The organism is Arcicella sp. LKC2W (assembly GCF_034931005.1).
GTDB lineage: Bacteria > Bacteroidota > Bacteroidia > Cytophagales > Spirosomataceae > Arcicella.
Window position 1 is genome coordinate 1 of the sequence record NZ_JAYGIN010000050.1, and the last position, 13,593, is coordinate 13,593.

The following is a 13,593-nucleotide window of genomic DNA, read 5'->3' on the forward strand; positions in this document are numbered from 1 at the left end:
GTAGCTAAAACACGAGAAATCATAAGACCCAATCGAAGTTTACCCAGAAATCACAAGCCAAAAAAAAAGTATTTCATGAACTATAAAAGGCTGTAATTTCCCTTAACTAAACGACATTGAGTGTAGAACTATTAATTAAGATTGCCCTAATGGATTCCGTTAGGGCAACTTTGTTTTAAACTCTATTGCTTACGTTTTTAAACAGGCGGTCAACTAAAAATTTAGTTGACCGCCTGTTTGATTTTTTGAGTTTCTGTGTTTCTGTGTTTGGTTCTTCGACAAAACACCCGAAAACACGTTTTTTTTATACTAAAAGCCTTAAAAAATAATCAATTGATAAAATTATTCAATATCAATTGATTGATTGTTTTTGCAAAAAAAGCAATATAAGTGCTTGATTTTCAATAATATAAAAAATCTATTGTTAGAAATTGCATATAGTATTGTTAGAAATTGCATATAGTATTGTTAGAAATTGCATACAATTTAGATTTCGTATTGTTAGAAATTGCATATAGTATTGTTAGAAATTGCATACAATCAAAACAAGAAAGTTAATACTAATTATTAGGACTATTTTTTATATCTAACAATTATAATTATCTTTAGATATAAAAACAATTGCTATGAATCCACAAAAAGAAAACCCTATTAATAATTCATTATTGAGAGTTAGTAATATTCTTAATCTTACACGTCATGAATTTACTCTTATTGAAAAACACATTTATTTAACAGTCATAGCTAACCTAAAAGAAGCACAGGGGTTTAACTTGAATTTGGACAATGAAATGGAAGTATTACAGGTAGTAATATCACCATTAGAGCTTAAAGAGACGAATAGAAATAGAATAAAAGAGGCTCTTGACAAAATCGTTTCTCGAAAGATTTTCTTTGATAATTCGACAAAGAATGATGAATACTTTGGTTACATTGTACCTATATTTTATGCTAATTACAAAGCTAAAAACAAGAGTAATAGCCAAATTACTATTCAAATAGCACCAGCAGCTAAAAAGCTATTTTTAGAATTAGCAAATGGTTATACCACAATGGATTTAAAGGCTATTATGAGTTTAACAAGTAGTCATGCTATTAGAATATATGAACTTTTAAGTCAGTATAAAAATCAAGGCTCTTGGACTATATCAATTGAAGAATTACGAGACTTATTAGGGCTTAGCACTACACAATATAAAAACTTTAGATTATTTGAAATTTACATTCTTGAATACTGTCAAAAAGAATTATTAGAGCATTGTGGAATTTCATTCGATTGGGAAATTGCAGAGAAACAACGAAAAAAGATAACGGCACTTACTTTTACTATCAGAAGCAAAGAACAACTTGAAAAAATTGTTCTCAAGCAAGAAATCAAGCAAACCATTGATTTTATTAAGCAACTAAGTCCAAAAGAAATATCAGAAAAGTATCATCTTATTTCTACTTTATATCAATTAACCCCAATCCAAATTGATTATATCGTATCGAACAGAGACGTTTTTAATGAGTTCATCAGGTTAGATATTATCATTGAGGACATGATTACGAAAGGAAAACCACCCCGAAATAGGACGGCATATTTAGCCAAATCTTTGGGACTGGACAAGATAAAATTTAAAACAGACCCTAAAAGCAAACCCCTATAAACCTAAATCTGATTGAACTAACCTTAAAAGGTAGTCTTTTAAGGTTAGTCCTTCTTTGAATACATGGTTTTTCAGAGCAGGGTAAATATCCATTGGCACATCAATGGTAATGCGTTTAGTGGTATTGGTTGTTGGCTCATGTATTCGTTGAGTTGCCGCTTCCACTAACTCAAGATTTTTCTCCTTTTTCTCTACCGATACTTTAGGAGATAAAAGGCTTTCGCCTAAAGTGCTTCTTAATGACTTCATATTGCTATTTTATGAGTGTAATAATCTCGTTGTATAATGCTGATATTTCCATTTTGGCTTTCTCGTCTTTATGCTCTAAAACGCCTATTCCCTGTACCACAGATTCGATATAAGCAGTTCTATCTTTAAGATGATTTGAGATAACAGGAATTTTTGTTTCTTCCAATACTGATTTAAACTCCTTCCCAAAATTGGTACTTGGTTTATATCTATTCAAGATAAAGTAGGCAGGAATATCTTGCTCCAATTGCTCCTTCGCTGACTCATATCGCTCAATAAATTGTTCCGTAGCCCATATATCTAAACCACTTGGAAGGATAGGTATGAGTACCAAGTCTGCAAGCATGATAATCTTGCTTGTAACTTTAGATAAAGAAGGTGTACCATCAATAAGCACTATCTCATAATCTCTATTTAGTGCCTTAACCGATTGGCTCAATGAATCATCAGATTGGACAAAAACAGGGATATGAGGGAGTGTCTCAGGGCGTAAAATTGCCCATCGTTCAGAGCTTCTATTGGTATCAGTATCTACAATACAAACCTTGTAACCACCATGAGCAAAACAGACTGCTAAATTTTGAGTAATAGTGGATTTTCCTACCCCACCCTTTAAAGAAGTTATTGAAATTATCATTATGCAAATTATCATAAATACTGCAAAACTGCAATACGGTTTGCAGTTTTGCAGTAAAACCGTATTGCAGTTTTGCAGTATTGCAGTAAATACGGTTTGCAGTATTTACTGCAATACTGCAAAATTAGTTGTAAAAAAGTCGGTCAAATTGTAGGTTATATAATCGGTAAAAGTTACCCAAATTTGTAATGATACACCCCTGTAACGTGTCCTGTAACGTTACAAAGAAGCGTTACGCAACGTTACAGAGGCATTTTTTACCAATTTCTATTGGTATCGAGTTTTCTTACATTCCGCTACTCTTTTGTCAATCTTGATTGAAATATCAGCATCGTGTTCAAATTCATTGCCTCCTTTGAAGTCTCCACTTTTAGTTGATTGCAGAATACAAATAAAACCTTTATCGGGGTGCAAGCCTCTCAACTTACGTAAGTCCTCAGGCGTTATGCTCATGTGGTTGATGCTATCAATCACCACAAACTTATAGGGGGATTGAGTAAGAAGATATTGCAACGAATCTATATCCTTTGCATCGCCTAAATAAATATTCTCCATATCAAAATGGTTAATCTTATTTTGAAGAGAAAGAGAAGAACCTTCTTCTGAAGAGTTGAATAAAACTGTTCCAAAATGATGAGCTAAGTATTCTGATAATTCAAGCGTAAAATAACTTTTCCCTTGCCCAGGCTTTCCATAAACCATCATGCAAAAATTGGCTTCTGGAGTACCCATTAAGTCTTTCAATTTACCCGAAAAAGGCAAGGTTTTGAACTTCTTACTTTTTAGACTTTCAAGTGAAGTAGCTTTTTGACTGCTCACTTCTTCAAAAGGCACATACTCACCTTCTGTAATAATTTTATCATATCGGGCGATTTGCTTTTGAATGGCATCACGTTCAATTTTTAGCAATTTCTCCTTATCCTTTGATACTAATATCTCTTGGTTAAGAGATGAAACTTCTAACGCTTTCGCTTCTGCTTTTGCTAACTTTTGAATTTTCTCTGAACCAAAATAAGTAAGAACAGCCAAAGCTCCTCCTGCAACAATGCCAAGGATAGTGGTAGGGATAAGCAAAATCCAAAAAAGCGTTCTCTTGATGGCATTTCCTTTCTTAGTTTGAAAAGCCATATAAGTATATCCGCCAGCCAAAACGATTAAACCGCCAAGAATTGCTCCTGCTATTTTGGCAGTTCCACCACTTAAACGATAGATGTCCGATTCTAAGGTTTCTTTATGGCGTTGAAGTTCGAGCGTATGCTCTACACAATCGCTATGCTCTTTGGTTATTCGCACATAAGCAGGATTAGGAATATACTCAGTAATCCCAATTGCTGAAAAATCAGAAATATTTTCATGGGATACTTTTGTTTCATCTGCTGATGATTCTTTTTTGAAAGAAGATTCTTCCGACTTTTTAGATTGATGCAAAAAAGAAGGCTCTTCCATTTCATTACGTTGGCGGAAGGCTTTTGTGCGACAAGCACCTGAGCAGTATTCGTGGGTTTCACTGCGTTTCTGAAAAATGCTGCCACAAGCGGGACAGACTTTTTTTGACAATTTTGACATAATATTTTTTGTATTTAGTGGGTGGTTAAATAAGTCACAAGACTATATCATACCATTACGGGATAAAACCGATTCATGGATGGATAATACAGGAAGACTTATTCAGGTTGAAAATAAATGATTTAATAATCAGCAGTACAACAATTTGTATGCCTTTTTTCATTTAGGGGGTACAATCTTCAAACTATTATGGAGATAAAATAGTTCCTCAAAAAACTAACGTATAAAAATATACGCAAAAACCTCTCAAAAAAGGCTAAAATGTCACCTGTAACGTTACCAAGAAGCGTTACGTAACGTTACGGGGGTTATTTTCCCCTTTGTAATGATTAAAAATAGTTTCCGATAATTGAATCTTATCAGAAACTAAAACCCAATATTACTGTTCTAAATTTCGCTCGTACCAACTCCCAAAATACTTATTGGCAAGTTTCGGATTTTTGCTCCCAAACTCTTCAACCAATCGTTTATACTCTTTGAGTCGCTCGTCATCGCTTGCACGAAAACTAAAATAAAAAGCAACCAACATAGTCACCGCTAACATTCCCCAATAAGAGAAAAATGTTTTCTTTGACGTAAACCCGTAGAACTCCCCTCGAATGGGAATACTCTTGGGAAAACTGTTCAGCGTTTGACGTACATTTCTTTCAACCAATTGTATTTGTTCCAATGTATCCACAGGATTAGGTACTCTTTGGCTGAGATGTTCGGCAATGGCTTTAGAATCAATTGTCCAACGGGGTGGTTGATTTAAGGACTTTTGTAGCAACTGTTTTAATTCTTCATGGCTCTTGCGGAGAGAGGTTATTTCTTCAAAAGGGTCTGTCATCGGTGAGATATGCCTCTATGGCGGTTTTGTTCTTGTTGTTTCTTTTCAGCTAATTCTTTTTCTACTTTATTGAGAGCTGCCTTACTAAATTCATAATTGAATTTGAGTTTTGCCATTTCCTGCTCTAAACGCTCTCGCTCAAGTTTAGCAGCAGTCTTTTCTTGCTCAAACTTCTCTCGCTCCTGCTGTAACTGCTGTTCCAATAATTGCTTTTGAATTTGTAAATCAGGAAGACTTGATTTTAACGCTTTGGCTTCCTTTGTTTCTTCCTGTAAATTGTTCAAACTCTTAACCGCTCCGTAATAAGTCTTCATATCCGAGTGCTTGACTTTACTTCCCTCAATACCTCGCTCCAATCCAAAACATTCCATCGCCCTGGCATAATCAGTTTGCAAAGCTCGCAAAGTTCGGGGCGTAAAAACTTCCTTTGCGGATAGGCGGTTATCTTCGGTCAAAGGTACAATGATGGCGTGAAGGTGTGGCGTTTTCTCGTCCTGATGCAAAGTAAGTGCTACTACATTTTTCCCATAACGTTCTTCTAAAAACGTCATGTTCTTGGCTAACCATTCACCGCCACGAATATCTAAAGCAAGACCATTTGCGTCTCGCTCAAAGAAATCTGCTGATGCCGTTAAAATCATCTCAACTGCTCGCACTGCATCAGGTTTCACTTTTCGCTTTACACCTGCTGCTTCAATGCGTTGGGTCGCTATATCCCAAATACTTTTTCGCTCTAAATTGATATATTCTTGGTTTAAATGCTGACGCTCTTGGTCGGCATTTAAAACCTCTCGCTCTCGATAATTGTGTTGTGTCTTTCCTGTGGCTGAACCACTACTTTTACACTTGGATATGCGACAGATTGCTTTGCTCATGTTATATGCGGTTGGTAGCCGTCTGCAAGACCCCACGACCAATTTTGAGGATGAACAAACGAAGTGAGTGCATTCTCAAAATTGGTATAGTGGGCTATACTAATTTTTTAAATTATCACCACACGAAAATAACCCCTTTTAACCAACTTTAAAAGAATACTCAATTTATTTTAATTAATGGTTTACCATTGTTAAAATCGGTAATTTTAAAAACGAATAAAGTGTCTCTCAAAAAGAAGACTCTTTATCAAAATAGGTGGTGTTATGCTTTTCCCAAATGGATTCCATTTGGGAAAATTTGTTTAACAATCTATCTATCTCTAATAATCCTTTTATAGGTCGGCATATTTAATCTGTAACGTATCATGTAACGTTACATACAAGCGTTACGTAACGTTACAATACCGTTTTTAGCGTTAATACATCGGCTATTTTTGTTCAGAGTTAATAGATTATTTTTTTAAGTATTCATTTGAAAATAGCTTTTCAAATGAATATTTTGTGCCAACTTTATCCATACTATATCTCAACCTTACCCCTACTTTATCCATACTATATCCCTACATATCATGTAGGAAAATGACTGAGTTTCTGATACGAAATGAACAGTCTTATCATCTTCACCATTGTTGTATTAATATCTGATTATAGATAAATTCATTACGTAGAATTACCCTATTTTTTCAGAAAATAGAGTAATTCTTTGGTCAATTAAAAAAGTCAGTTTAACATTGCTTTGAATTTGAATAAAAAAGAGAAACAACATATTATTAGCGTTTAGCTTACAGTTCCTGTGTTTTGAAAATCTGGTAAATTTTCTTTAAAATTTTGTGAAACAGGTGTCTTAGCGATACGCTCACGTGATGCGTGGGCGTTGCTTTGCATTGTTTTCACAGGTTTACCAGAGCCTCAAAACACAAGCGAGCAACGACACGCTATTTTTATTGATTTTCAAATTCAATACCTAACCGCCCCCTATTAAATTATCAACTTATAAAACCGATTAATGATGTTAAATCTCTACAAAGTATGTCTGTATTTAAGTCTCTTTTTTATTCTTAACCTACAAACCATTGCTCAATCAATTAAAAAAGACTCTGTGGAGTTAAATAATAATTTGAGTGCTGCAACAGATGGATATAAGAAGTTTATCCCGAATTTTTCTCCACTTTCTCCTAATGCGGCTTCTTTTCAAAAGTATGGAGACTATCAAGTAAATTTTAGTAGCGGTGTTCCTGATATTAATATTCCTCTTTATACCGTCCAAGAGGGTAATTTAAGTGTACCTATTACTTTACGGTATCATGCAAGCGGTCATACCATGAGTGATTTTTCTTCATGGGTTGGTTGGGGAATGAATCTTGATGCAGGTACTTCCCTTAATCGCTCTATTTTAGGGGGAATGGCGGATGACCAAGCAACAACGGGAAATTATTTAACTAATCCGATTATTACTCGTAACCTATGTAGTAGTTCACAAGACTTCACTTTTTTGAATGTTGCACAAGGGGGAAATGCAGACTTAGAACCTGATTTATTTACTTATTCGGCAGCAGGAGTAAGTGGAAAGTTTATGTTGGGACAAAATGGTACGAAACCCTTTTTAATGCCTTGGCAAGCGGTTGACATTTCCTATCAAACGGCTTCTGATGGCGTTATTCAGACTTTTAAAATCAAGAATATGGAAGGTCATATTTATGATTTTGGAGCAAATACGGATGGCACAGGAGCAAGTGAACAACAAAATGTTTATCCTGATGGTTCATCTTCGGGTGTGACAGAAGCAGGTATCGTTTCTTGGCATTTAGCAGGAATTAGTTCTCCCAATAATAGTGATGCTATCAAATTTCAATATCAATCTGGCGGAACAATTCAGCAAACCTATCAATCTTGGTCGGCTTCCGTTAATTATGATGAAAGTAATAACCCTACTGCTCAATCTGTTGCTCCAATACCAAGTCGCCAAATTAAAGAGATTAAAAGTCAGAATATTTACAAAATTATTACCAGTAATGGAGAGGTAGAATTTGAGCAATCAACGACAAACGAAACTCGATTAGACCAACCCGAGAGCCGTTATTTAAAACAAATAAAAGTTTATGCCTATGAAGGAACAAGCAAGAACTTAATCAAAAGAATTGTTTTCAATTATAGCTATTTTAAAGATAGAACAAATGCCAATGGTCGTTTGAAATTAGATAGTTTGCAGATTTATGGAACAACGCTCACAGACCCACAAGTTTATAAATTCGATTATACCACCAATACTTATTCTTGGAAATATCCAACGGGTAATGTAACTGCCGAAGCTGATTGGAGTAAACAAGATTATTTTGGTTATTTTAATAATAAAAATAATAATCACCTTTTTGATATTGCTACTTATAATGGTGGACTTACGCCTGTTACCATTTTAAATGGTACGGCTGATAGAAGTACAGATGAAACTTATTTAAAAGAAGGGCTTATTGCTAAAATAACATATCCCACAGGAGGTTATACGACTTTTGATTTTGAAGCCAATCGTTATAAAAATAATTCCATAGAAGTATTAGGAGGTGGTTTGAGAGTTAAATCCATTAAAAATTATACTAATGTAGGCTCGTTAGCTTCCATGAAGCGGTATGAGTATGCCAGTGAAGTTGGCTCAGGGATTGGAAGGTTAAGTTCTTTGTGGTCTTTCCCTTCTTCAGCTTCGGTAGGAGAAATGAGATATATTTCACCAACAAGCTATCTTAATAAGATGGTTTATTTGGGGACAAATGGACTTTCTGAAATGAGTAGCCATGACGGTACACCTGTCTATTATACCAATGTCAAGGAATATTCAGAAGAATCTACTGCTACCAATAAGAATGGTTACAATGAATACAGTTTCTCTTATGAACCTGATATTATTGTCAATACCCAATATGCTTTAATTAGGGATATTGAGCCTTGGAAAAGAGGTCTTTTACTAAAAAAAGATGTTAGAGCATCCGATAATAGCCTTTTAGCAAGAACCATTCATCAATATAGCTCTTACAAGGAACAGTTTATTACCAATATGGGGAAAGTGCTGTTAAGCAATCAATCCAATACGACTTGTCCTTCATGTACCTCTGGAATGCCCTATGGTTTCGATAACTACGGAGGAACACCTTGCTCTTATCCTAAATTAATTTACCTAACTGGAACAAACAAAACAGGCAGACAAGAAATTTCTCAAAAAATAGAAAGGCATTATAAAGGCAGTGACTCCTTAGAGGTCATTACCAATTATACTTATGATGCAAGCAACTATTTACAAGTCACCCAAAGCACTACAAACACTTCTAAAAATGAAATATTAAGCACTCAGTACAAATACCCTTATCATTACAACTATGAGCCGTATTTGACGATGAAAGCTAAAAATATGCTTAACCCTGTCATTGAAGAAACTACTCTGTTAGATAATGTTCAAATTGCTTGGCGTTTTAGTGATTATTCAACCACAGGCTCATATCAAAACCTTTTGAAAGTAAGAGTAAAAATAGGGGTAGGCACAGAACAAACGCTCATTAATTTTAATACCTATAATTCAAGAGGGCATCTCACCCAATATCAAGAAAAAAATGGAATAACTACCAATATTACTTACTATGGCACAAGCAGTATTGGTAAAATTGATTTAGTGCAATCTATTAGTGTGGGAGGGGGCAGTACAGGGACAATTTTACAAAGAAGTAATAGTTATGATTATCAACCTTTGGTTGGACTTAAATCACAAACTGACCTTAATAACTATACGACCAGTTTCAGCTATGACAACTTTCAGCGTTTACAAAATATCAAAGACCCTCTTTCTTTTTTATTAGAGGATAATTATTATCACTATCAAAAACAAACGGCTTTAACTTCTTTAGGAATTAGCCCTGATAATGGGAGTAATTTTAGGGTTAGTCGTAAAGCGATTGTTGCACAAACTGGAAATTCTTTGGTTAGTTCAGTAGATAGTACCCAAACACAAATTTTATTCGTGGACGGCTTAGGCAAAGAAACGCAACGTATTTTATGGAAAGCAAGCCCTAATAAAAGTCAAGATATTTTATCTTCTACCTTATTGTATGATGCTTATAATCGAAATGATAAAGCTATTTTACCAACTCCTTCTAATATCAATACAGGGCAATATGTAGGAGTTGCTCAAAACCTTGCCAAAAGCTTTTATGAAAATGATAGTATTCCTTTCTCTCAAAGTATTTTTGAAGCCAGCCCTTTAAATCGTTTATGGAAACAATTTGGAGCAGGACAAAATTGGAGAGTTGCTGACAAATTCAATTTATATCAATACTTATTGGCAGGTGAGGGTATTTCACGTTTTGACATTGGTAGTAATGGAGCTATTAATTGTACCACTTATACCGCCAGTTCTCTCTTTAATGATTGTATTGCCAGTGAAAGAGGTATTCAAACCTATGACTTAAAAGACAAACAAGGTCGAGTTACTCATAAATTTCAACAAGTAGAAGCCAACACCTTTAACTTTGCCGTCACCGCTTTTGTCTATAATAATTTAGGATTTTTATCTTATGTAATTCCCCCTGAGATTTATAAACAATTAGGGACTGCTTCAGGGCAAATTCCTTCCTTTACAGAAAATAGTGACCTGTTCAAAGAAGGTATTTATGGGTATCATTATGACGACTTAGGGCGACTTATTTCCAAACATATTTCGGGGAGTGATTGGACAGAAATGGTCTATGATAAAAACGATAGATTAGTCATGTTTGCCGATTCTACGGATAAAGCCAACGGCTATTGGCAATTTTTGCAATATGATGCTTTAGGAAAAGTTATTAGAAAAGGCATTAAAACTGGCTCAGGCTCTGTTACCCGAAACACATTGCAAACGGCTTTTGATGCGGTTACAACGACTTATGAACAAACAGGAACGGATTTGTTAGGCTATACCAATCAATCTTTCCCATCGGCTTATAAACCCATAGAAGCCAACGTTAAATACGTATATTACTATGATGATTATACTTTTAATACCGATGTTAATTATTCTTTTCAATCTGCCAATGCTTTTCATGCTCAGGGCTTAACCAAAGGACTGCAAACGGGAACACTCATTAGGAATTTAGAAACAAACGACTGGTACAAGTCTTTGAACTATTACGATTACAAAGGACGTGTCATTCAGCAGTTTAGTCAAAATCATTTAGGAGGCATTGACCGAACAGACTATCAGTATCGTTTCAATGGGGAAATGCTTAAAATGAGAATGACTCATAAGAAAACGGGAGCGAGTGATTTAGTGGAGCTTTACCAATATGCTTATGACCATTTGGGTCGCAAGACTTCTTTTTCACATAATAGTAAAGTAGTCGCTAAGTATGAGTATGATGCCATTGGCAGATTACAAACTAAAAGATTCTCCCCTGCGGGAACTGCTCAAACATCATCTAAAACAGGTAATTGGACTGACCAAAGCATTTGGCAGTCGGGAAACTTACCCTTAGTGAGTGATAACGTAACTATTAACCAAGGGCATACAATAACCATTCCTTCGGGTGAAATCGCCTCGGCAGGAATACTCAATGATAAAGGTACACTTAAAAACTTTGGTACGCTTAATTTTGGCAAGAATAACACGGCAGATTTGTATGCTTTAACGTATCAAAGTCACATAAGAGGGGGATTAAAAGGCATAAACTTAGATGCCAATGGCAATCTGACTAATACGCTTTTTAGTTTCAAGTTGGCTTATGAAGAAGGTACAAGCGGATACTATGATAACAATATTAGAAATCAGTTTTGGAAGTCTTCCATTGATGGAATTAAAAGAGCCTACGAATATACTTACGATGGAGCTTCACGATTAACTGCCGCAGGATATGCCAGTGACAAAGCCTATGAAAGTTTTGCCTTAAACTCGGTTGCTTATGATTTGAATGGCAATATTAAAAGTCTATCAAGAAACGGAGCAACTAATACGGCTCAAAGCACATTTGGCAATGTAGATAACCTTACCTATACCTATCAAGCTAATTCCAATAAATTGCTAAATGTACAAGATGCCACTACTGGAAATACAGATGTAGGCGATTTTAGAGACGGGAATATTAGCTCAAACGATTATGATTATTACATAGATGGTAGTTTGAAAAAGGATTTGAATAAGGGAATAGATAGTATCAAATACAACTATCTCAAATTAGTAAAACGGATAAAGTTTAGCAATGGCACTTGGGTAAACTATCAGTATGATGCCAATGGTAAAAAAATCAAAAAGATTACTTCACAAGGGATAACCACCGATTATGTTGCCAATAAGATTTATGAGAGTGGTAGCCTTTACCAAATTTCAGAAGACGAAGGAAGAATTGTCAATGGTGTGTATGAGTATAATATCACCGACCACAATAACGATTTAAGAATTGCTTTTAAAGATTCCGCAGGGATTGCCACACCAACCCAAAGTATTTTTTATGACCCTTGGGGGCTTTCCATGAAAGGGATGGCAATTACACGAAATCCTGCTAACTTTAATAAATTTCAGTTTCTCAATCGGGAAACGCAATTTGAGACGGGGTACATTGATTTAATTCACCGACAATTTGACCCACAGACGGGGCGTTTTATCTCACAAGACCCTGTTATTGAGGGACAAGAGCATTTATCGCTTTATCAATATGGTTGGAATAATCCAATTCTTAAATCTGACCCCAATGGACTTGAACCTTGTTGTGGTGGAGCGGTAGATTTTGTGATGGGTTTTACCCACGCATTTAATGAAGATGTTTCGCCTGTAACTACAAAATTGGTTAATTCAGAAGGTGGGCGTAATTATTCAAGTGGAGCGGAATTAGGTCATAGAGCTGCTATGTTAGTAGGAGCGATTGAAATAGGCTTAGGAGGTGGAGCTGTGGGAGGTGCTGCTTATGCAACTGTTACCACCGCAGGAGTTGCCGCCCCTGTTGCCGCAGAAGTGGCAGTTGGTGGCTCTGCCGCAATTGCTCATGGTGTTTCGACAATTAAAAATGCTGAAAGAAATCTAAATTCGGAGGGAAAATATTCTGATTTAAAAGAGCCTCGTAAAGTAGGTGATGGTTTAAACACTACATCGGCTCAAAGAAAAAGAATCTTAGAAGAAAATAAAAAGAATAATGGTGGTGTTCTAAAGAGTGATGGAGATGGAAGAGTATTAAGTTCTCCTAAACAAAGTAAAAAAGGGGAGAAAATGGATATGAATCAAGCAGAGGTTGACCATATAAAACCTCGTTCAAAAGGAGGTTCTAATAGTAATTCAAATCAAAGAGTAATTTCAAAAGAAGAAAATTTAAAAAAGGGAAATAGAGAAAATTAAAAGTATGAAACAATTTCAGGATGATTTAGACACGGCTGTAATCACTACAAAATATGTATTAGAGAATGGCTCTCCTATACTATTTGTCAACCATTATGATGATGGTTTTTGGGAGTTTTTAGGTAGCGAAGAAAATCTGTCAGATGAAGATTTCAAAGTTGTATCATTAGAGGAAATCTTAAATATAGACTCTTCTATTACTGAAATTTCTGATTTACCTTATGAGAGAAGAGCATATAGAGAGACTAAAAATGACACTTGGAATATCATAGATGAGTAGCTTTCCTGACCCTTACGATATATTTTAATATTTAAAGACAATAAGTGTAGAACCAATGTCGTTTAGTTAAGAAAAAATGACTGGTTTGATGAAGTGGTTTAATTGTATTTATTTTGTAGGAAAATGTCTGACCTCCTTACGACTTTTCCTTCGATTACCGCATCCATTTCAA

General features: G+C 35.2%; 8 protein-coding genes. 3 read left to right on the plus strand and 5 right to left on the minus strand.

The features are described from left to right. Positions 1 to 626: 626 nt before the first annotated feature. Positions 627 to 1,649 (plus strand): replication initiation protein, encoded by a 1,023-nt coding sequence (locus tag VB796_RS23430; protein WP_323349030.1) that lies wholly within the window; start codon positions 627 to 629, stop codon positions 1,647 to 1,649. Here the strand turns inward: VB796_RS23430 and VB796_RS23435 are convergent. The 5 genes from VB796_RS23435 to mobV all read right to left on the minus strand — a co-directional run bounded on the left by VB796_RS23435 (position 1,644) and on the right by mobV (position 5,805). Beyond that, positions 1,644 to 1,898: a hypothetical protein gene (locus VB796_RS23435; protein ID WP_323349031.1), complete on the minus strand. Its 255-nt coding sequence runs from the start codon at positions 1,896 to 1,898 to the stop codon at positions 1,644 to 1,646. The genes VB796_RS23430 and VB796_RS23435 overlap by 6 nt on opposite strands. A 4-nt stretch (positions 1,899 to 1,902) precedes the next feature. After that, the gene (gene parA / locus VB796_RS23440; protein WP_323349032.1) at positions 1,903 to 2,535 is read right to left on the minus strand and encodes a ParA family partition ATPase; all 633 of its coding nucleotides are present in this window, start codon (positions 2,533 to 2,535) and stop codon (positions 1,903 to 1,905) included. Positions 2,536 to 2,802: 267 nt separating this feature from the next. Beyond that, positions 2,803 to 4,101 carry a hypothetical protein gene (locus VB796_RS23445; RefSeq protein WP_323349033.1) on the minus strand — a complete coding sequence of 433 codons (1,299 nt, stop codon included), beginning with the start codon at positions 4,099 to 4,101 and terminating at the stop codon, positions 2,803 to 2,805. A 379-nt stretch (positions 4,102 to 4,480) separates the two neighbouring features. Next, positions 4,481 to 4,930 (minus strand): hypothetical protein, encoded by a 450-nt coding sequence (locus VB796_RS23450; protein ID WP_323349034.1) that lies wholly within the window; start codon positions 4,928 to 4,930, stop codon positions 4,481 to 4,483. Beyond that, positions 4,927 to 5,805 carry a MobV family relaxase gene (mobV, locus tag VB796_RS23455; protein ID WP_323349035.1) on the minus strand — a complete coding sequence of 293 codons (879 nt, stop codon included), beginning with the start codon at positions 5,803 to 5,805 and terminating at the stop codon, positions 4,927 to 4,929. The genes VB796_RS23450 and mobV overlap by 4 nt, the downstream gene beginning before the upstream one ends. A 1,009-nt stretch (positions 5,806 to 6,814) precedes the next feature. Between mobV and VB796_RS23460 the strand changes: the two genes are divergently transcribed. Next, positions 6,815 to 13,141, plus strand: coding sequence for an RHS repeat domain-containing protein (locus tag VB796_RS23460; protein ID WP_323349036.1), 6,327 nt, complete (start codon positions 6,815 to 6,817; stop codon positions 13,139 to 13,141). A 4-nt stretch (positions 13,142 to 13,145) separates the two neighbouring features. Continuing rightward, positions 13,146 to 13,421, plus strand: a complete 276-nt coding sequence (locus VB796_RS23465; RefSeq protein WP_323349037.1) for a hypothetical protein — start codon at positions 13,146 to 13,148, stop codon at positions 13,419 to 13,421. Positions 13,422 to 13,593 lie beyond the last annotated feature (172 nt).

Excerpts from the sequence above, each read along its gene's own strand:
- VB796_RS23460 (WP_323349036.1), top strand. The coding sequence starts at position 6,815 with ATGTTAAATCTCTACAAAGTATGTCTGTATTTAAGTCTCTTTTTTATT.
- VB796_RS23450 (WP_323349034.1), bottom strand. The coding sequence starts at position 4,930 with ATGACAGACCCTTTTGAAGAAATAACCTCTCTCCGCAAGAGCCATGAA.
- mobV (WP_323349035.1), bottom strand. The coding sequence starts at position 5,805 with ATGAGCAAAGCAATCTGTCGCATATCCAAGTGTAAAAGTAGTGGTTCA.
- VB796_RS23435 (WP_323349031.1), bottom strand. The coding sequence starts at position 1,898 with ATGAAGTCATTAAGAAGCACTTTAGGCGAAAGCCTTTTATCTCCTAAA.
- VB796_RS23430 (WP_323349030.1), top strand. The coding sequence starts at position 627 with ATGAATCCACAAAAAGAAAACCCTATTAATAATTCATTATTGAGAGTT.
- VB796_RS23445 (WP_323349033.1), bottom strand. The coding sequence starts at position 4,101 with ATGTCAAAATTGTCAAAAAAAGTCTGTCCCGCTTGTGGCAGCATTTTT.
- parA (WP_323349032.1), bottom strand. The coding sequence starts at position 2,535 with ATGATAATTTCAATAACTTCTTTAAAGGGTGGGGTAGGAAAATCCACT.
- VB796_RS23465 (WP_323349037.1), top strand. The coding sequence starts at position 13,146 with ATGAAACAATTTCAGGATGATTTAGACACGGCTGTAATCACTACAAAA.